Origin of the sequence: Streptomyces sp. NPDC050164, from assembly GCF_044459945.1 — a bacterium.
GTDB lineage: Bacteria > Actinomycetota > Actinomycetes > Streptomycetales > Streptomycetaceae > Streptomyces > Streptomyces coeruleorubidus_A.
In genome coordinates, this window is the sequence record NZ_JBITJK010000038.1 from 84,728 (window position 1) to 103,944 (window position 19,217).

The 19,217-nt window shown below is 70.3% G+C and carries 21 protein-coding genes; 10 read left to right on the top strand and 11 right to left on the bottom strand.

Annotated elements, in window-relative coordinates:
- Nucleotides 1–17: 17 nt before the first annotated feature.
- The 4 genes from ACIBNA_RS35900 to ACIBNA_RS35915 all read right to left on the bottom strand — a co-directional run bounded on the left by ACIBNA_RS35900 (nt 18) and on the right by ACIBNA_RS35915 (nt 3,852).
- Nucleotides 18–1,661 (bottom strand): alpha/beta fold hydrolase, encoded by a 1,644-nt coding sequence (locus ACIBNA_RS35900; protein WP_399169375.1) that lies wholly within the window; start codon nt 1,659–1,661, stop codon nt 18–20.
- 57 nt (nt 1,662–1,718) lie between these two features.
- A complete protein-coding gene (locus ACIBNA_RS35905; RefSeq protein ID WP_399169376.1) occupies nt 1,719–2,303 on the bottom strand; it encodes a hypothetical protein in 585 nt (194 codons plus the stop codon).
- Nucleotides 2,304–2,305: 2 nt separating this feature from the next.
- Nucleotides 2,306–3,223, bottom strand: coding sequence for a zinc metalloprotease HtpX (gene htpX, locus ACIBNA_RS35910; protein ID WP_399169377.1), 918 nt, complete (start codon nt 3,221–3,223; stop codon nt 2,306–2,308).
- A gap of 173 nt (nt 3,224–3,396) precedes the next feature.
- The gene (locus tag ACIBNA_RS35915) at nt 3,397–3,852 is read right to left on the bottom strand and encodes a MarR family winged helix-turn-helix transcriptional regulator (RefSeq protein WP_399169378.1); all 456 of its coding nucleotides are present in this window, start codon (nt 3,850–3,852) and stop codon (nt 3,397–3,399) included.
- Between the two features lie 92 nt (nt 3,853–3,944).
- Here ACIBNA_RS35915 and ACIBNA_RS35920 point away from each other — a divergent pair, with 92 nt between their 5' ends.
- Both ACIBNA_RS35920 and ACIBNA_RS35925 read left to right on the top strand, forming a co-directional pair.
- Nucleotides 3,945–4,271, top strand: a complete 327-nt coding sequence (locus ACIBNA_RS35920; RefSeq protein WP_399169379.1) for a rhodanese-like domain-containing protein — start codon at nt 3,945–3,947, stop codon at nt 4,269–4,271.
- Nucleotides 4,272–4,376: 105 nt separating this feature from the next.
- Nucleotides 4,377–4,955 (top strand): YceI family protein, encoded by a 579-nt coding sequence (locus ACIBNA_RS35925; RefSeq protein WP_399169380.1) that lies wholly within the window; start codon nt 4,377–4,379, stop codon nt 4,953–4,955.
- Nucleotides 4,956–5,001: 46 nt separating this feature from the next.
- On the opposite strand, the gene ACIBNA_RS35930 is transcribed toward ACIBNA_RS35925, so the two are convergent.
- Nucleotides 5,002–5,616 carry a TetR/AcrR family transcriptional regulator gene (locus ACIBNA_RS35930; protein WP_399169382.1) on the bottom strand — a complete coding sequence of 205 codons (615 nt, stop codon included), beginning with the start codon at nt 5,614–5,616 and terminating at the stop codon, nt 5,002–5,004.
- 449 nt (nt 5,617–6,065) lie between these two features.
- On the opposite strand from ACIBNA_RS35930, the gene ACIBNA_RS35935 reads away from it, so the two are divergent.
- The 6 genes from ACIBNA_RS35935 (at nt 6,066) to ACIBNA_RS35960 (ending at nt 11,672) form a co-directional block, all read left to right on the top strand.
- Nucleotides 6,066–7,253, top strand: coding sequence for an aminotransferase class I/II-fold pyridoxal phosphate-dependent enzyme (locus ACIBNA_RS35935; RefSeq protein WP_399169383.1), 1,188 nt, complete (start codon nt 6,066–6,068; stop codon nt 7,251–7,253).
- Entirely contained in the window at nt 7,243–7,782 is a 540-nt protein-coding gene (locus ACIBNA_RS35940; protein ID WP_399169384.1) for a DUF6190 family protein, read from the top strand. Before ACIBNA_RS35935 ends, ACIBNA_RS35940 begins: the two co-directional genes overlap by 11 nt.
- 93 nt (nt 7,783–7,875) lie before the next feature.
- The gene (locus ACIBNA_RS35945) at nt 7,876–8,712 is read left to right on the top strand and encodes a dihydrodipicolinate synthase family protein (protein WP_399169386.1); all 837 of its coding nucleotides are present in this window, start codon (nt 7,876–7,878) and stop codon (nt 8,710–8,712) included.
- Nucleotides 8,709–9,545 carry an iron-containing redox enzyme family protein gene (locus ACIBNA_RS35950; RefSeq protein ID WP_399169387.1) on the top strand — a complete coding sequence of 279 codons (837 nt, stop codon included), beginning with the start codon at nt 8,709–8,711 and terminating at the stop codon, nt 9,543–9,545. The genes ACIBNA_RS35945 and ACIBNA_RS35950 overlap by 4 nt, the downstream gene beginning before the upstream one ends.
- Complete coding sequence (locus tag ACIBNA_RS35955; protein WP_399169389.1) at nt 9,542–10,849, top strand: methyltransferase domain-containing protein; 1,308 nt, start codon at nt 9,542–9,544, stop codon at nt 10,847–10,849. Before ACIBNA_RS35950 ends, ACIBNA_RS35955 begins: the two co-directional genes overlap by 4 nt.
- An 85-nt stretch (nt 10,850–10,934) precedes the next feature.
- Nucleotides 10,935–11,672, top strand: a complete 738-nt coding sequence (locus ACIBNA_RS35960; RefSeq protein WP_399169390.1) for a DsbA family protein — start codon at nt 10,935–10,937, stop codon at nt 11,670–11,672.
- Here ACIBNA_RS35960 and ACIBNA_RS35965 read toward each other — a convergent pair.
- Entirely contained in the window at nt 11,653–11,922 is a 270-nt protein-coding gene (locus tag ACIBNA_RS35965) for a hypothetical protein (RefSeq protein ID WP_399169391.1), read from the bottom strand. The genes ACIBNA_RS35960 and ACIBNA_RS35965 overlap by 20 nt on opposite strands.
- A 111-nt stretch (nt 11,923–12,033) precedes the next feature.
- Entirely contained in the window at nt 12,034–13,443 is a 1,410-nt protein-coding gene (gene glnA, locus ACIBNA_RS35970; protein ID WP_399169392.1) for a type I glutamate--ammonia ligase, read from the bottom strand.
- Between the two features lie 210 nt (nt 13,444–13,653).
- Between glnA and ACIBNA_RS35975 the strand changes: the two genes are divergently transcribed.
- Nucleotides 13,654–14,121 (top strand): RDD family protein, encoded by a 468-nt coding sequence (locus tag ACIBNA_RS35975; RefSeq protein WP_399169393.1) that lies wholly within the window; start codon nt 13,654–13,656, stop codon nt 14,119–14,121.
- Nucleotides 14,122–14,208: 87 nt separating this feature from the next.
- On the opposite strand, the gene ACIBNA_RS35980 is transcribed toward ACIBNA_RS35975, so the two are convergent.
- The 4 genes from ACIBNA_RS35980 to lipB form a co-directional block, all read right to left on the bottom strand.
- A complete protein-coding gene (locus tag ACIBNA_RS35980) occupies nt 14,209–14,913 on the bottom strand; it encodes a DUF4191 domain-containing protein (protein WP_399169395.1) in 705 nt (234 codons plus the stop codon).
- Between the two features lie 77 nt (nt 14,914–14,990).
- Complete coding sequence (locus ACIBNA_RS35985) at nt 14,991–15,203, bottom strand: hypothetical protein (RefSeq protein WP_399169396.1); 213 nt, start codon at nt 15,201–15,203, stop codon at nt 14,991–14,993.
- A 260-nt stretch (nt 15,204–15,463) separates the two neighbouring features.
- Entirely contained in the window at nt 15,464–16,429 is a 966-nt protein-coding gene (gene lipA / locus ACIBNA_RS35990) for a lipoyl synthase (RefSeq protein WP_399169398.1), read from the bottom strand.
- Between the two features lie 94 nt (nt 16,430–16,523).
- Nucleotides 16,524–17,324 (bottom strand): lipoyl(octanoyl) transferase LipB, encoded by an 801-nt coding sequence (gene lipB / locus ACIBNA_RS35995; protein ID WP_399169399.1) that lies wholly within the window; start codon nt 17,322–17,324, stop codon nt 16,524–16,526.
- Nucleotides 17,325–17,562: 238 nt separating this feature from the next.
- On the opposite strand from lipB, the gene ACIBNA_RS36000 reads away from it, so the two are divergent.
- A complete protein-coding gene (locus tag ACIBNA_RS36000; protein ID WP_399169400.1) occupies nt 17,563–19,035 on the top strand; it encodes a regulator in 1,473 nt (490 codons plus the stop codon).
- Nucleotides 19,036–19,217: the final 182 nt, after the last annotated feature.

Sequence of the window (19,217 nt, forward strand, 5' to 3'; positions counted from 1 at the left end):
GCACCCGCCACCGTCCCTCAGGCGTACCGCTCCAGCAGGCCCGCCACATACGCCTCCAGCCGCCCGCCCAGCACCTGGGGCGTCAGATCGGTGCGGCCCAGCTCCCGCCACGGGCCCGCCAGCTTCGCCGCGTCGGGGACGTAGGCCAGGGCGTCGAGCAGCCGCCAGTACAGGTGGTCCGGGCCGTCGGCGAGCCGGCGGCCGCCCTGGGCCTCGTAGCGCTCCCGGAAACCGAGGCCGTACTGCGGGCCGTGCAGCAGCGCGAGGGCCGTCGAGCAGTGCGCGACGTCCAGGTCGGCGGGACCCCACGAGGTCTCCACCCAGTCGACGACACCGCTGATCCGCAAGCCCGCCCCCGAGCCGGTGAACAGCACGTTCCCCGGGTGGAAGTCGCGGTGCAGGAAGCAGCCCTCGTACGGCGGCGGGTCGCGACGGATCACGTCCACCGCTCGTCCCCACACACCGCCCTCGGGCGCGAGCACCCGCTCGGGGGACGTCCACGCCTGGTACGGCCGCGGGCGCTCCCCGGGGACGACCCGGTGGATCCGGGCCAGTTGGGCCGCCAGCAGGTCCACCCGCAGGTCCAGGTCGTCCTCCTCGTCCACCCGGACCCGGCCCGGCAGCACGGACATCAGCAGACACGGGTGGTCGCAGTGCTCGGCGGTCGCGTCCACGCCGGTCAGCTCGGGCGCCGGTACGCCCTCCTGCCCGGCCAGCAGCGTGAGCACGTCCGCCTCGCGGGCCAGCAGCCCGGGAGCGTGCCGCCGGAAGAAGGGCTTCACGAAGGTGCGCAGGGCGAGTGCGGTGCCGTCGTCGAGGGTGAGCTGCCGCATCTGGGCGCTCCAACCGCCCCTGAGGAAGGTGGACTTGTCGACCTTACGGCCTTCCGGGAGCTGCTTGGCCACCCACGCGCGGGTCGCCGTCCAGCCCCGCTCGCCGAGCCCGGTCAGGACGGCGGTGACGAACTCCCGCCGGTCCTCGGGGTGGTCACGGAACCACCGGCCCAACCGGTGCTCCGCCCGGGGAAGTTCCCAGTGGGTGAACTGGGCGCGCCGGGCCAGTGCCTCCGAGACGGCCTCCGTCACAGCGGGCGGGATGACCTCGTCCGTGCCCGGCACCGCGAGCACCGCCCGCCCCTCGTACCCCCGCAGGACGTCGAGCGCGGGCGACCCCCGCCAGCTTCCGGGCCGCCGGATGATCTCACTGAACCGCCCGTCACCCGCACCGAACGGCACGTCCCACGCCTGAGCGGCGTACACCGCCGGCGCGCACAGCCCCAGTGCCGCCACCCGGTCCCCGTAGTGCCGGGCGAGATCGGCCACCGTCTGGCCGCTCATGCTGAAGCCGACCAGGATCAGCGGCCCGTCCACGCGCGCGCGTGCGTCGATGACGGAGACGGCCTGCTCGAAGCGGCGGCGCAGACTCAGCTCGCGCAGCAGGCCGGTGCTCTCCCCGTGCCCGGAGAAGTCGAAGGCGAGGGCGTGGCAGCCGTGGGCGGTGAACTCCGCCAGTAACGGCACCAGCCGCTCCTTGCTGCCGTTGCCCGCGCCGTGCAGCACTACGGCGGTCGCCCTGGCCGGCTCACCCGGGGCGGCGGCGCCGGACAGTCCGCTGACTCGTTCACCGTCGACGGTATGGGTGAAGGGGATCAGCTCGCTCATACGGCCATTCATTCACAAGGCCGGGCCACATGAGGGGCGATCACACACAGCGGGCGGTCACAGACCTGGCGCTCCCCACACCGGGAACCAGCGGCCCAGGTCCTGCTCGATCGGCAGGTCCTCGGCGAGCGCCGCCCGCACCTGGAGCTCCAGCGCGCTGTCACGCCGCTGGGGTTGTCCCGGCAGGGGTGCGAACGGGTAGAAGGTGCCGCGCTTGTAGAGGTAGACCAGCCCCAGCCGCCGGCCCGACCGGTCCCGGAACCCGGCCAGGGAGCACAGCAGTTGGGGGCCGAACCCGTTGACCTCCATCTGGCTGTTCACGGCGTGCAGGTCCGTCACGAGCGGTGCCAGCTGGTCGGGGGCGCGTTGCGAGACCAGCCAGGAGTAGCCGTAGTCGTCCTGCCGCAGTTCCACCGGCGGGCCGTCGCGGTCGCTGTCCGCGTCCAGCAGCGCCTGCACCTCGCGGTGGGCCTGCTCGAAGGCCGCGCCCTCGACCGTGGCGAAGCACACCGCGCCCTGCCCGGTCGGGGTGAAGCCCGCAGCGGCCTCCAGCGTCACGGCTGCCGACGGCAGCGCGAAGAGCCGGTCGAGATCGGGCGCGACCGGCTTCGTCCGGCCGAGGAGAATGTCCAGCAACCCCATGCTCAGCCCTTTCCGGGGGCAGCCGCTTCGCCCAGCTCCGCGGAGATCCGGGCCAGCTGGTCGAGCCGCTGCTCCAGGCTCGGGTGGGTGGAGAAGAGCCGTGCCACGCCCGGCTCGCGGCCCAGCGCCGGGGTGAAGTAGAAGGCGTTGAAGGCCTGGGCCGTGCGCAGGTCCTTCGTCGGGATGCGGGCGATGTCCCCGGAGACCTTGGTGAGCGCGGAGGCCAGCGCCGAGGGCCGCCCGGTGAGCAGCGCCGCCGCGCGGTCCGCGGCCAGCTCCCGGTACCGGGACAGCGCCCGGATCAGCAGGAAGCTGAGCGCGTACACGGCCGCGGAGACCCCCATGACGGCCACGAAGACGACGGCCGTGTTCTGGTCCCGGCGGCCCCCGCCGAACAGCTGCGAGTAGAAGGCGAACCGCACGATCAGCCCCGCGATCACACCCAGGAAGGACGCGATCGTGATCACGGCGACGTCCTTGTGTGCCACGTGCGACATCTCGTGCGCGAGCACGCCCTCCAGCTCCGCGGGCTCCAGGCGCCGCAGCAGCCCGGTGGTCACACAGACCACGGCGTTGTCGGGGTTCCGCCCGGTCGCGAACGCGTTGGGCATGTCCATATCGGACACGGCGACCACCGGCTTCGGCATGTCCGCGATCGCGCACAGCCGGTCGACCACCGCGTGCAGCTCGGGATACTCCTCCCGCTCCACCACCCGCCCGCGCATCGCGAACAGGGCGATCCGGTCGGAGAACCAGTACTGGGCGGCGAGCAGCGCCGCCGCGATCACGACGACCAGCACCCAGGACTTCAGCAGCACGATCAGCGCGGCGACGAACGCCACGTACAGCAGCCCGAGCAGGAACAGCGTGACCCCCATGCGCGCGGTCAGCCGCGGGTCGCTCCGGAAGCGAGTCTGCATCTGCACCACCACCTCGCGGCAGAGCCTTCGATAGCTTCCATTGTGCGCTCGGTGCTCCCATGAACAGGTCTCGGAGAACTCCGCGCTGAGCAAAGAAGACGAGCAGAGAAGAGGAGCAGAGAAGAAGAGCAAAGAAGAAGAGTCAAAGAAGATGAGCGAAGAAGGGGGGCCGGTCAGCCCCAGTCCACGTCACTGTCCCGCTGCGCGACCTTGTGCAACGCCTCGGCGATGACCTGAGCGTCCTCGTCGCTGAGGTACGCCGAGAAGTGGCGCCGGATGCTGCGCATGTACACCGGCGCGGTCTCGCGCAAGGCGGCGAGGCCGTCCTCGCTGATCGCGGCCCAGGAGACCCGGCGGTCGTGCGGATCGGGCACCTTGCGCACCAGCCCGGCGCGCACCATCTCGTCAACGAGGCGGCTGACGCGGGTGCGGCTGAGGACGACGCGGTTGGCGACATCCTGCATGCGCAGCCCTTCCTCGCCGGCCGCCCTGAGTTCGAGCAGGACGTCATACCAGGTGAGGGGGACGCGGCCGTCGCGCTGGACATCGCTCTCGATGGCGCGCACGGCGGTGTTGTGGGCGAGCAGCATGGCCCGCCATGCCTCTAGTTGGTAGTCCCGGTCAGCCACGTGACCATCCTAACCGGCAATTGCGTGCGTGCGCACACACTTGTTAGAGTGTGTGCGCACGCACGCAAACGGACCTTTTGAGAGGTGGCCACATGGTGCAGAACCTGACCCGTGACGAGGTCAAGCAGAAGATCGACGCCGGCGCGGTGACGGTCCTGGAAGCCCTGCCGGAGTCGTACTACAAGGAGGCCCACCTGCCGGGCGCCCGCAACCTGCCGCTGGACGAGGTCGACGCCCTCGCGCCCGAGCTGGTGCCCGACAAGCAGACCGAGGTCATCGTCTACTGCACGGGCGTGACCTGCCCCAACTCCGGGATCGCCGCCAACCGGCTGGCCGAGCTGGGCTACGAGCGGGTCTACACGTACGAGGCCGGCAAGGAGGACTGGACCGGCGCCGGGCTTCCGACTGAGTCCGACTGATTCCGACGGAGTCCGGGGGGAGCCCGGCTGAATACGGCTGAGTCCGGCTGAGCACGACCGAGTGCTCAGCCGGACGTGCGGGGAAAGAGGGAGGAGGGGACGACGATGACCGACGACACAACGACGCCGACCCGCGTGGTCGACGGTGTCGAACTGCCGGCCGCCGGCGCCTGGAAGGTTGACCCCGGGCATGCGGAAGTCGGCTTCGTGGGACGCCACTTCATGCTGACGAAGGTGCGCGGACGGTTCACCGGGGTGGACGCCACCGTGCGGATCGGCGATCGGCCCGAGGACAGCAGGGTGACCGCCGTGATCGACATGGCCAGCGTCGACAGCGGTGACCGGACGCGCGACGACCACCTGCGTTCCGGGGACTTCTTCGACGTGGAGAAGCATCCGAAAGCCACCTTCGAGTCGACCTCGGTGGCCTGGGACGGCAAGAGCGGAAAGATGGACGGCGATCTGACGATCAAGGGTGTGACCCGCCCGGTGTCGCTCGCCGTGGACTACCTGGGCTACGCCCGGGACCCGTGGGGCAACGACCGCGCGGTGTTCTCCGCCCACGGGAAGATCGACCGTGAGGACTGGGGGCTGACCTGGAACATGGCCCTCGAGACCGGCGGCATCCTGGTGTCCAAGGAGATCGAACTCTCGCTGGAGATCGAGGCGATCCGGGAGACCTGAGCTGCACCGCGGCGGCCCGGCATCCGGTGCGGGCAGCCTCGGCGTGTCATCCCTCCAGCACCTTCTGCATCAGGCCGCGCAGCGCCGATCGGATCAGGTCCGGACCGAGGTCCGAGCGGCGCAGCGCGTGGTGCAGGTCGGCGTCGAGGGTGGCCAGCAGCAGATGGGCCGTCACCTCGGCATCAGTGCCGGGGCGGGCCGCGGCGAGCAGGACGGCCAGGTGGCGCTGCCAGACGCGGTAGGAGCCGACCTGGTAGCGGACCCCGGGCGCGGCCGTCTCCGAGAGGCGGACGAGTTCCAGGTTCGCGTCCAGCAGCGCGAGATAGGCGTCGAAGAACGCCGTGATCCGTGTGGCCGCGTCGGTGCCGGGGCCCAGTGGGGGAGGCCCGAAGAGGATGCGCCGCTGCAACTCCTTGTCCTGCTCGTCCAGAAGTGCCGCCGCCAGCCCCGCCTTGCTGCCGAACCGCCGGTACAGGGTGCCCTTGCCGACCTGGGCGCGGGCGGCGATGACATCCAGCGAGACACCGTCCACACCATGCTCGGCGAAGAGCTCCGCGGCGACGGTGAGGATGCGGCTGCGGTTGCGCGCGGCGTCCGCACGCTCCCGTGGCGGTGGCCCGAATGTTGGATCGGGCAGTCCGGCTACCTGCCGCTCATGCACGTCCTCTGTCCAGGTTTCGGGTGCGGGGGTTGCGAGTGTACAGCGAGCGTCGGTTGTCGGACGGTGCGGTGAGATAAGCGGAGCGTGCTGCTCAACTCACCGATAGTACTTGCCGCTTGGCCGGATGCTATGCCAAGGTACAGAAGCGGACTGTAGTCCGCATACGGGGGATAGACGGGGGAAATTCATGTCGGGGATCGAGAGTTTCGTGGACGGCGGACCAGGCTTCGCCCGTTCGATTCCTGACCGTTTCGCGCACTGACGGGCCTCTGCCGCCGCCCGCCCGGGCCTTGTGCGGCAGTCAGTTCCCACGCCACTCGGCCGCCGTCTCCCGGCGCGCACGACGGCACAGTGACGGCTTTCCGCAGCTCGGTCCCGGCACAGGGCACCCGACGCGGCCCAGCACGTCTGCCCCTCCAGCCTCATCCCGCACATGAACCGGAGGAAGCGTGAACCTGCACAGCAGCCTGGCCGAAACCAGCAGCCGGCAGCTCAGTGATCTGACTCAGCACGAGATCCAGGCACTGCGTACCCGATTCAATCTGGCCGACGCCCACACCCACCAGCGCCAGTCCACGGCCCAGCAGAAGATCGTCTCCCGGCTGCCCGAGCTGTGGTACGAGGCGGAGAACGGACTGCAGGCCACCTACGAACGGAACTTCACCGAGGCGTTCCTCCGCCTCCACGGCCAGCACACCGCCCTGGCCCGCGAGAAGACGATGCTCTCCTACGCCGCGTCGATCTCCACGATGGTCGCCGGCATGTACCTCAAGCAGCAGCGGATGTCCGTGACGCTGATCGAGCCCTGCTTCGACAACCTCTACGACGTCCTGGACAACATGGGCGTCCCGCTCTATCCGATCGACGAGTCCGCGCTGCACGACCCGGACCGGATCTACGCCGAACTCAAGCGCCGGGTGCGCACCGACGCCCTGTTCCTGGTCGACCCGAACAACCCGACCGGGTTCACGCTGCTGCAGTACGGACGCAAGGGCTTCGAAGAGGTCGTCCGGTTCTGCAAGGACCACAACAAGCTGCTGATCTTCGACTTCTGCTTCGCCTCCTTCACCCTCTTCGGCTCGGAACTGGAGCGGTTCGACATCTACGAGCTGCTGGAGAGCTCCGGCGTGTCGTACCTGGCCATCGAGGACACCGGGAAGACCTGGCCGGTGCAGGACGCCAAGTGCGCCATGATCACGGCCAGCGACGACATCCACCAGGACGTCTACAACCTGCACACCAGCGTCCTGCTCAACGTCTCGCCGTTCGTCCTCAACATGCTCACGCAGTACGTCGAGGACTCCCGCCGCGACCAGCTCGGCTCGGTGCGCGACGTGCTCTCCACCAACCGCGACGCCATCCGCAAGGCGCTGGACGGCACCATCCTGGAGCTTCAGGAGCCGGTGGCCGCCGTCAGCGTCGCCTGGGCGCGCATCGACCACCCCGAGCTGAGCGCCACCGAACTGCAGCGGATCCTGGGCACCGCCGAGGTCTACGTGCTGCCCGGCCGGTACTTCTACTGGAGCCAGCCCGACAAGGGCGAGTCCTACGTGCGCTTCGCGCTCGCCCGCGAACCGCGCACCTTCGCCGACGCGATGATACGGATGCGCGAGGTGCTCGACCGTCATGCCCGCTGACCCGCTCGGCGGCGGCACGGACGCGGACGGCCGGAACGCCGACTACGCCGACGCCGCGCTGTTCCTCGGCATGAACAGCGCGGACGAGGAACTGCGGGTCGCCTGCAAGGCGTTCTTCGCCGCGCGCCTGGCCGGGCGGCTGGTGATGAGCCTGGAACAGGTGGGCCGCTGCGACGACGTCATCTGGGGCTACGGCCGCGAACTCCAGGACGCCTACTACCCGTTCATGGACAACCTGCACACCGTCATGGACATCCGCCGCCTCGGCTACGACGAGGCCGACGTGCGGCACGCGCTGGACGACGGCGGCACACCGGCCGGGCTGCCGGTGCACGAGCGGCTGCTGCTCGGCATGGTCGGCAACCGCAAGGGGCTGCTGCACACCGCGAGCCCCCGGCTGCTGGACCACCCGGGGCTGCCGGTACGGGCACCGGCGCCCGTCACGGGGTCGGAGCCCGCCTTCCCCGAGCCGCTGGAAGCGCTCTACCGCCAGTCGCTGGTGCTGCGCATCCCGGCCGACGCCCTGTGAGGACCGGCGGCCCCCGGCTGCCGCACCACCCGGGGGCCGCCGGTGCGGGCGCTTGAGGAAGACATCCGTTGACGCAGGAAAGGAGACGGCACAGTGATCGGAGGCCTGACGGTCGCCCTGGTGACACCGGTCACCGACACCGGAGAGGTCTCGGAGGCCGACACGGCCAGGCTGGTGGCGTCGGTACGGCCGTACGCAGACGCCCTGCTGCCGGCGCTCAGCACCGGTGAGGGCGCGGTGCTGACGGACCGGCAGTGGCGCGCGGTGGTGTCCGCGACCGTCCGGCACGCCGACGGGCTGCCGGTGTTCGCCGGCATCCTGCGGCCCACCACCGCGGAGGTCGCCGTCCGCGCCCGCGCGGCCGAGGAACTCGGTGCCGCCGCCGTCGTGGCCACCACGCCGTACGGGCCAGGGGTGAGCCAGGAGGAGATGGTCCGGCACTACGCGGACCTCACCTCGGCCACCACGCTGCCCGTGGTCGTGTACCACGAGTCAGCGGTCTCGGGGAACACCTGCGAGGCGGCCACGCTGCTGCGGATCTGCGCACTGCCCGGCATCGCCGCGGTCAAGGACTCGGCGGGCGACGCGCGGGCCACCCGGGAACTGATCGCCGCGGACCCCGGTGTGCCCGTACTCCAGGGGCTGGAGCACCTGCTCCTGGAGTGCGGGCCCCTGGCCGGCTGCGTCGTCGCTCTGGGCAATGTCGAACCCGCCCTGTGCGCGGCCCTGCTGAGCGACCCGTCCGACACACACACCGCCCGGCTGGGCGAGGCCCGCGCCCGCTACGGCCTCGACCGCGACGACTGGTACCTCGCCCTCAAAACCGAACTGCACCGACGCGGCGTACTGCAGACCGCCCGAGCGGTCTTCGAGCCCCCGCCCGGGGAACGGCTCCCGGCGCCGCAGACCGACAAGGAGGTCCCGCGGTGAACGTCACCGCCCACCCCACCGGCAGTCCGCACCAGCGGCTGTTCCTGCTCAACCGCGCCAGGCCCACCGCCGCGGTCGTGGCGCAGATCGAGGAGTTCGAGGCGCGGTGGATCGAGCCGCTGATGGCCCGCCTCACCGAGACCACCGAGCCGGTCGGCTCGCGCACCGAGTGGGTCGCCAGGCTGGAGGAACTGCTGGCACAGGAGCGCGCCGGCAGCCAGGCCGGCAGCTACCTGGCGGAGAAGGCCACCCGTGAGGAATTCGCCCGCGTCGTCCGCGAGTTCGCGCTGGACGGACTCACCGAAGCGCAGAACTTCTTCCCCGCGATACCCCGCCTTCCGCTGCGCGCGCAGATGGCCGTGATGCGCGTCCTCATCGACGAGTTCGGCTGCGGCAACCAGCGCCAGGCTCACTCCCAGCTCTATCTGAACCTGCTCGCCGAACTCGGCCTGCCCCAGGACCCGGACAGCTTCCTGGACATCACCGGCGACGAGACCTTCCAGTTCCTCAACGTCTTCTACTGGCTCACCCAACGCGCCGACGACATCGCGTACTTCCTCGGCGCCCTCGCCTACCTGGAGGCCAGTATTCCCGACGCCTTCACCGTCCAGGCCCGCGCCTGCGAACGCCTCGGCATCGCGAACGGCCACTACTACACCGAGCACCTGCACATCGACACCTTCCACATGCAGGAGATGCAGCTGGCCATCAAGGAGTGCGAGACGGCAGGCGGCATCGACCCCACCAAGGTGTGGATCGGCGCCCGGCTGCTGTCCGAGCTGATCGGCGCGGCCTTCGAAACGGCCGTGGCCCGTGCCCGGGAGGCGGCGTGAACGACACGGTGCTCGAAGAACTGCCCGGCGACCGGGTTCGGGTACGGGTCGCCGGCCGCGAGTTCGTGATCGACGGCGCCTGCCCGCACCGCCTGGGCCGCATGGTCCACGGCTACGTCAATCCGCGCACCCTGCGCATCACCTGCCCGCTGCACCGCAGCAGCTTCGACCTGGCCACCGGCTGCCCGGTGACCGGCCCCGCCGAGAAGTCCCTCACCGTGCACCACGCCGGTGTCCTCGGACAGACCTACGAGCCCGAGCAGGTCTGGCTGCCCGCCTCCGAGCGCCTCCTCGACTGGGACGACGGCTTCCACGACCTCATGCTCGGCGACCGGCTGCGCATGGCGGCCTACCAAGCCGCCATCACCGAGGCCGTACGCCCCGGCGCGACCGTGCTCGACCTGGGCACCGGCACCGGCATCCTGGCCCAGTGGGCCCTGGAGGCCGGCGCGGCCCGCGTCTACGGCATCGACCTCAACGAGAAGATCCTCGCCGCCGCCGCGGAGCGGCTCGCCGCCGCCGGCTTCGCCGACCGCTTCCACCCGCTGCCCGGTCTCTCCTTCGGCCTGGACCTGCCCGAACGGGTCGACTTCGTCATCTCCGAGATCATGGGCAACCTCGTCGACAACGAGAACTGCGTGGCCATCCTCGACGACGCCCGGCGCCGCTTCCTGCGCCCCGGCGGCACCATGCTGCCGCGCGCAGTCGAGAGCTACCTCGTTCCCGTCGCCGCCGAACGGGCCCACGCCCAGCTGCGCAACGGCGCACCCCAGGACGCCGGCAGCCGCGGCGACTTCACCGAACTGCTGCGCCGCCGCCGCGCCCGCGACCCGTACGACCTCTACTACGACACGATCATCCCGGCCTCCGCCCGGCTCGCCGCCCCCAGGCTGCTGCGCCGCTACGACTTCCAGGGCGACGTCTCCGGTGCGGGACATGCGACCACCTACACCGTCCGGCTCGCCTGCACGGTCCAGCGTGACGGCCTGTTCACCGGCTTCCAGGGGTACTTCGTGGCCGACCTGTCCGACACGGTCGCGCTGGACATCTCCGGCGACGACGTCGGTGCCGACGACCCCGCGGCCCGTACCACCTCCGACAGCTGGAAGCACGCCTATCTCCCGATCGCCGAGCCGGTCCCGGTGCGGCGCGGCGACCGCATCACGGTCGCCTTCAGCCGGTACCTGCCGGCCGACGAGGCCGAAGGATCCTTCGGACAGGTCTACCGCTGGCGGGGCGGCGTCGTCTCCGGCGACGTCACGGTCGCCCAGTTCGACCAACGCACACGGCCCGGCCCCACCTGACCCGCATCACCGGCGCGTCCGCGCAGGCGAGCGAGCCACCGAGCACAGCACCACACCCGACCGAGGAGCAAGGCGAGGAGATCTCGTGAGCGACGACCCGCGGCTGCCCGCGACCCCCGACACCATCGCCGTCTTCACCGACCTGAACTGCTCGTTCGCCCACGTCGCCGTGCACCGGCTGCACGAGTCACGGCGCAGGCTGGGGCTGGAGGGACGGATCTGGTTCGACTTCCGGGCCTTCCCGCTGGAACTGTTCAACCGCGAGGTCAACGCCCGGCCCGGTGTCGACTCCGAGATCTCCGTGCTGGGCGCGGTGGAACCGGACGCCGGCTGGCGCTTGTGGCAGGGCCCCGACTGGACGTACCCGGTCACCATGCTCCCCGCGCACGAGGCCGTGCAGGCGGCCAAGGCGCAGAGCTGGGCGGCGAGCGAACGGCTCGACCGTGCCCTGCGCCGCGCCTTCTGGGCCGAAGGCAGGTGCATGTCACTGCGGCACGTCATCCTGGACATCGCCGAGCAGACCGGCGCGGTCGACGTGGACGCCATCGCCGCCGCCCTGGACACCGGCTCGGCCCGGGCGGCGGTGATGGCTCAGTACGACGCGGCCCGCGACGACCGCGTCACCTGCAGTCCGCACGTCTTCCTGCACGACGGCACCAACAGCGCCAACCCCGGCATCGAGGCCCGCTGGATCGGAGGCGACTTCGGCGTCGGCTACCCCGTCGTCGACAAGGACCGCCCCGAGATCTACGACGAGCTCCTCACCCACGCGGCGTCCCTGCTCCCCGCGGGTTCGGCAGGGCTCAGTACGGCCGGAAGTTGAGGTACCCGAGCAGCAGGATCACCGCGGCCACGGAGCCGAGCACCACGGCCGTCGACACCCACGACGAGCGGGACCGACGACCGGACCCCCTGTGGTCGGGCTCGGGCCGGAAGGGCACGGGCCCCGGCGGATTGTGCTTCCAGCGCGCGGCGAGCATACGGGCCCGCGCCGAGGGCTCCTTGTGCTCGGCGCTGTCCGCCCATCTGAGGTCGAACTCGCGCTCCTGGCCGTCCTGTTCGTGCTCGGGCATTCCCTCTCCACCCCCGTGTGGGTCCTGCCAGCAGAATAGAACACACGACCGCGCCCTCGCTGTCCGTACGGACAGCGAGGGCGCGGTCGCAGTGCCTCGATCAGGCGTCGATCACACGTCGAAGTACAGCTCGAACTCGTGCGGGTGCGGACGCAGCTGCAGCGGCGCGATCTCGTTCGTGCGCTTGTAGTCGATCCACGTCTCGATCAGGTCCGGCGTGAACACGTCGCCCTGGAGGAGGAACTCGTGGTCGGCCTCGAGGGAGTCGAGGACGGCCGGGAGCGAGGTCGGGACCTGCGGGACGCCCGCGTGCTCCTCGGGGGCGAGCTCGTAGAGGTCCTTGTCGATCGGCTCGGCCGGCTCGATCTTGTTCTTGATGCCGTCCAGGCCCGCGAGCAGCAGCGCCGAGAACGCCAGGTACGGGTTGCCGGAGGAGTCGGGCGCGCGGAACTCGACGCGCTTGGCCTTCGGGTTCGAGCCCGTGATCGGGATACGCATGGCCGCGGAGCGGTTGCGCTGCGAGTAGACCAGGTTCACCGGGGCCTCGAAGCCGGGGACCAGGCGGTGGTACGAGTTCACCGTCGGGTTGGTGAAGGCCAGCAGCGACGGAGCGTGCTTGAGGATGCCGCCGATGTAGTAGCGGGCGGTGTCCGACAGGCCCGCGTAACCGGCCTCGTCGTAGAACAGCGGGGAGCCGCCCTGCCACAGGGACTGGTGGACGTGCATGCCCGAGCCGTTGTCACCGAAGATCGGCTTCGGCATGAAGGTCGCCGTCTTGCCGTTCTGCCACGCGACGTTCTTCACGATGTACTTGAAGAGCTGGAGGTCGTCGGCGGCGGCGAGCAGCGTGTTGAACTTGTAGTTGATCTCGGCCTGGCCGGCGGTGCCCACCTCGTGGTGCTGGCGCTCGACCTGCAGACCGGCCCGGTTCAGCTCCAGGGAGATCTGGGCGCGCAGGTCGGCGAAGTGGTCGACCGGCGGGACCGGGAAGTAGCCGCCCTTGTAGCGGACCTTGTAACCACGGTTGTCCTCGAGGGCACCGGTGTTCCAGGCGCCGGCCTCGGAGTCGACGTGGTAGAAGGACTCGTTCGCGCTGGTCGCGAAGCGGACGGAGTCGAAGACGTAGAACTCGGCCTCGGGACCGAAGTACGCCGTGTCGGCGATACCGGTGGAGGCGAGGTAGGCCTCGGCCTTCTTCGCCACGTTGCGCGGGTCACGGGAGTACTGCTCGCCCGTGATCGGGTCGTGGATGAAGAAGTTGATGTTCAGCGTCTTGTCACGGCGGAACGGGTCGACACGCGCGGTCGACAGGTCCGCGCGCAGCGCCATGTCGGACTCGTGAATGGCCTGGAAGCCGCGGATGGACGAGCCGTCGAAGGCCAGCTCCTCGTCCGCGTCGAACGCCTCAGCAGGCACCGTGAAGTGCTGCATCACGCCCGGGAGGTCGCAGAAGCGGACGTCGATGAACTTGACGTCCTCGTCCGCGATGAACTTCTTGGCCTCGTCGGCGTTCTGGAACATCCAGCTCCTCCTACTCCCGACCGTCCCGCCGGGGTGGTAGTTCGTTCGTGCGGCCAGTGCGGGTGGCACACGCTGACCTCGACCCTAGGGATGGGTGGTTTCTCTGGCGTGACTCATTTGTTTCGCACAAGTTAACCGGCTCACCTTCCACCGTAGCCCCGACGCACCCCGCCGTGCCCTGGTCATTTACGGGCGCAGTACCGTGGACGGGTGGACAACAGACAAGCACTCGGATCGTGGCTTTCCGGGCCCCGCGCGGCCGCGGAAGAGGCCGGTGTCGACTTCGGATACCGGGGCGAGCAGCTAGGTCTGCCCGAGGAGGGGTCCGGCTCGATCGCCCGCCCGGGACGGCGGCTCGGCGCCCTCGCCGTGGACTGGGGCCTGAGCCTCCTGATCGCATACGGTCTCATCACTCAGAGCTACAACGAAGCGGCCCAGACCTGGGCGCCGCTCATCATGTTCGCCCTGATGGTGCTCACGGTCGGTACGGTCGGCTTCACGCCGGGCAAGCGGCTCCTCGGCCTGCGGGTGCTCGCCCTGGACACCGGCCGCGTCAGCCCGTGGCGCGCGGTGCTGCGTACGGTCCTGCTCTTCCTCGCGATCCCCGCCCTGATCTGGGACCGCGACGGCCGGGGTCTGCACGACCGGCTGGCGGGCACGGTCGAGGTCCGCATCTGACGGGAACGAACCAGGGACGAACGAACGTGAACGAAGGGGCGCCCGGAGTGATCCGGGCGCCCCTTTCTTCACGTGGTGTGCGGGTTGTCAGCGGGCCTTCGGCCCACCGCCCTTCGGCATCCTCATGCCCTTCGGCATCGGCCCCTTGGGCAGCGGCATGTTGCTCATCAGGTCGCCCAGGGCACGCAGCCGGTCGTTGGTGGCGGTGACCTGCGGGCCGGTCAGCACACGCGGCAGCTTCAGCATCGTCGTGCGCAGCTTCTTCAGATCGACCTGGCCCTCGCCCGTGCCCACGACCAGGTCGTGCACCGGGACGTCCGCGACGATGCGGTTCATCTTCTTCTTCTCGGCGGCGAGCAGGGACCTCACCCGGTTCGGGTTGCCCTCGGCGACCAGCACGATGCCGGCCTTGCCGACCGCGCGGTGCACCACGTCCTGGTTGCGGTTCATCGCCACCGCGGGAGTCGTCGTCCACCCCCGGCCGATGTTGTCGAGTACCGCCGCCGCGGCACCGGGCTGGCCCTCCATCTGCCCGAAGGCGGCCCGCTCGGCCCGGCGCCCGAACACGATCGCCGTCGCGAGGAAGGCGAGCAGGAGGCCCAGGATGCCGGCATAGATGGGGTGACCGATCAAGAAACCGATCGCGAGGAAGACACCGAAGGTGACGGTTCCGACTGCCGCGAGTACAAGACCGATCTTCTTGTCGGCCCTGCGGGTCATCTTGTAGGTCAGGGCGATCTGCTTCAGTCGCCCGGGGTTCGCAGCGTCCGCTGCGGTTTCCTTCCTCGCCATGCCAGGAAGTCTACGTGGCCCCACAAGTGCCTACGACGGCAGTGTCCGCGGGAGCTCGCGGGGGAGGCGAGCGGGCCTCAGGGGCGGACGGAGAGTGACGGGGAGACGGACTGGTCGAGGACGCGCTGCGCCTCGACCCGGTCCTTGGCGCGACGGCGGTCCTCCAGCACGGAGGTCCAGGCGTTGCGGCGGGCGGTGCGCTGACCGCTGCTCAGCAGCAGCGACTCGACGGCACGCAGGGCGGTGGTGAAGGACGGAATCGCGGTGGCGCGAACGGGCGCGGCCTGCATGGTTGAGGTCCCCCCTCGGGAGCGGTGTACGTGCTGTGAGTTCAGCGTCACTGATTGGTGTTACCAGGGCGTGTCCGACCGGTCAAACACCCATGAAGCCCTGGCGGGGAGCGGTGGAACGCCGACGCGGCCCTGACATGTGCCCTCATCTGCGAGGACGGTCAGGACCGCGTCATATCGGTCGCTACCGACGGGTAGGGTCTTGTGCGCGAATTCACACGCTTGTCTCGCCCTTTGGCGGGAAGGACGGTGACGGTTCCTCAGACGGCCTGGGCCGCGATGCGCGCGTCCCGCTGCTCCATGGCCATCCGGTAGAGCCGCCCGGCGCGGTACGAGGACCGCACCAGCGGGCCCGACATCACACCGGAGAAGCCGATCTGCTCGGCCTCCTCCTTCAGCTCCACGAACTCGTGCGGCTTGACCCAGCGCTCCACCGGGTGGTGGCGCACGGACGGCCGCAGGTACTGCGTGATGGTGACCAGCTCGCAGCCCGCGTCGTGCAGCTGCTTCAGCGCGTCGCTGACCTCCTCGCGGGTCTCGCCCATGCCGAGGATGAGGTTCGACTTGGTGACGAGGCCGTAGTCGCGGGCCTCGGTGAGGACCTTCAGGGAGCGCTCGTAGCGGAAGCCGGGGCGGATCCGCTTGAAGATCCGCGGGACCGTCTCGACGTTGTGCGCGAAGACCTCGGGACGGGAGGAGAAGACCTCCTCCAGCTGCTCCGGGACGGCGTTGAAGTCAGGCGCGAGCAGCTCGACCTTCGTCCGGCCGGCCTCGCGGCCCGCCGTCTGCTGGTGGATCTGGCGGACCGTCTCCGCGTACAGCCAGGCGCCGCCGTCCTCCAGGTCGTCGCGGGCGACGCCGGTGATCGTGGCGTAGTTCAGGTCCATGGTGACCACGGACTCACCCACGCGGCGGGGCTCGTCGCGGTCGAGCGCCTCGGGCTTGCCGGTGTCGATCTGGCAGAAGTCGCAGCGCCGGGTGCACTGGTCGCCGCCGATGAGGAAGGTCGCCTCGCGGTCCTCCCAGCACTCGTAGATGTTGGGGCAGCCGGCTTCCTGGCAGACCGTGTGCAGGCCCTCACTCTTCACGAGGTTCTGCATCTTGGTGTACTCGGGACCCATTTTCGCCCGGGTCTTGATCCACTCGGGCTTGCGCTCGATGGGGGTCTGGCTGTTGCGGACCTCCAGGCGCAGCATCTTGCGTCCGTCGGGTGCGACTGCGGACACGACCGGCTCCCTAGCGATTGATTCTTCGGCGCCCTCAAGAGTACGCCCGTTGATTTGAATGCCTGTGTGGGTGCTAGCCCCTCCACGCGCGGTTTTATGCCGCCGGAGTCTCCTCGATCTCCCGCGGCTTCAGCTCGGCGTTCTCCAGGACGTCCCGCAGGTGGCGCTCGACGACCGGCAGGACCTCCTCGATCGTCACGTCGCGGCCCAGTTCGTTCGACAGGGAGGCGACACCCGCGTCACGGATGCCGCACGGGATGATCCGGTCGAACCACTTGTTGTCCGGGTTCACGTTGAGCGCGAAGCCGTGCATGGTGACGCCCTTGGCCACGCGGATGCCGATCGCGCCGATCTTGCGGTCCTCCCGGCGCTGCCCCGCGTTGGACGGCGCGTACTCCGGACCGTTCAGGCGCGGGTCGAACTCCTCGTCGTGCAGGCGGGGGTCGAAGTCCAGGGCCAGGCCGCCGAGCGCGGGGCGCTGCTCGACCGGGTCGCCCAGCATCCATACCCCGCTGCGGCCCTCGACCCGGGTGGTCTCCAGGCCGAACTCCGCGCAGGTGCGGATCAGGGCCTCTTCGAGGCGGCGTACGTGGGCCACGACGTCCACCGGACGCGGGAGCTTCTGGATCGGGTAGCCCACCAGCTGGCCGGGGCCGTGCCAGGTGATCTTGCCGCCGCGGTCCACGTCGATGACCGGCGTGCCGTCGAGGGGCCGCTCGTTGTCCGCCGTGCGCCGCCCCGCCGTGTAGACAGGGGGGTGCTCCAGAAGCAGCACGGTGTCGGGGACCTCGTCCGCGAAGCGCGCCGCGTGCACCCGGCGCTGCTCGTCCCACGCCTCCTGGTACTCGACGGCCTCGTCACCGAACCCCATGCGGACGAACCGCAACCCACTCACGGCAAGCGCCTCCCTCGGACGGGTGTGTCAGGCACGTATCGCGCCCAAGCCACTGTACGTCCGGCCCGGACACGTCAGTCCTGGGGCCAATCCTCACACGATCGGATGAATGTCCGGGAAAATGTGTGATGGGGTGCTTACTCTCCGCTACATTCGCGCCGTCCAGCAAGCCATAAGGCCTGCTCACAGGCAATCCGGCAGATCACCAGCACCGGAAGGCAGGAGACCGCACCGCACCATGACGGAACGACCCGCGCAGCGCACCCCCAACCGACAGCTCGCCGCGCTCATCGCAGAAGCGGGGTTCTCCAACGCGGGTCTCGCCCGTCGCGTGGACCAGCTCGGTCTCGAACACGGGCTCGATCTGAGATACGACAAGACATCCGTCACCCGGTGGCTGCGCGGCCAGCAGCCCAGGGGTACCACGCCCGCGCTGATCGCCGAGGTCTTCACCCGGCGCCTGGGCCGGCGTCTCACCGCCCAGGACCTCGGCCTGGACGCCTGCGCGCCCGTCTACGCGGGGCTGGAGTTCGCCGCCACCCCCGAGGAGGCCATCGACATCGTCAGCGGGCTGTGGCGCAAGGACTCCGGCAGCCACGCCGAACTGCGCAAGATCGCCTTCACGCCGGCCGGGCTCGTCGTACCGAGCCGGGACTGGCTGATCGGGCGGGCGGACGAGAAGGTGGCCCGCGGTGAGCCGCCCGCCGCCCGCATCCCGGCCCAGGGCCGCGCCGCCCTGAGGCCCGCGGCCGAGCCGGGCGTGCCGTCCCTGCCCCGCCAGCGCGGGCAGGTCGAACGCGGACCCGGCCAGAAGGTGACCGCCGGCGACATCGCCGCCCTGCGCTCGGTCGGCGAGCTGTTCCGCACCCTCGACGACGCCTACGGCGGCGGTCACGCCCGCCAGGCCCTCGTGCGCTATCTGGAGCACGAGTGCGAGCCCATGCTGCGCGGCACCTACGGCGAGCAGACCGGCCGCCGGCTGTTCGCCGCCGCCGCCGACCTGACCCGGCTCGCGGGCTGGACGTCGTACGACATCGCCGCGCACGGCCTCGCCCAGCGCTACTTCGTGCAGGCGCTCCGGCTCGCCCAGGCGGCCGGGGACCGGGCGTACGGGGCGTACGTGCTGGTCACCATGAGCCGGCAGGCCGTCTACCTCGGGCACGGACGGGAGGCCGTGCAACTCGCGCGCGTGGCGCAGCAGGGCGTCGGCACCTCGGCGCCCCCCGTCGTACAGGCGCTGCTGCACTCCTCCGAGGCACGCGGGCACGGCGTGCTCGGCGAGGTGCGGGCCTGCACGGCCGCACTGGTCCGCGCCGAGCGCGCCCTGGAGACGGCCCGGCCCGGTGACGACGTCCCGCACTGGGCGAAGTTCTTCGACGAGGCGCAGCTCGCCGACGAGTTCGGGCACTGCCACCGGGACCTTCAGCAGTTCCGCGCCGCCGCCCAGCACGCGGAACGCTCACTCCAGCTCCGAGCCCCGTCCTACGCCCGCAGCCGCCTGTTCTGCCGCGTCGTCCTCGCCACCGCCCGCCTCGGCCTCGGCGAACTCGACCAGGCCTGCCAACTGGCCGCGGAGGCGGCGGGCCAGGCGGCGGAGATGCGCTCGGTGCGGGCGGTGGAGTACGTGAGGGACTTCGAGCGCAGGCTTGAGCCGTACAAGGACGCGGCACCCGTGCGGACCTACCGCGACAAAGTAGCGGCCCTTGGGTAGAGAGGCTCAAGGGGCGCGGGGCTGTGTCCCTTTGCGGCTCCGCCGCGTGGGCGCGACAAGCCCCACGCACCCGCAGCCGACGAAGTACCTAGGTGTATTGACCCGCAGGGTTGTTCACGCGGGTGATGGGTGGTTGACCTTCGAGTGCGGTGTGGCAGCGGTGGTGGTTGTAGGTGTGCAGG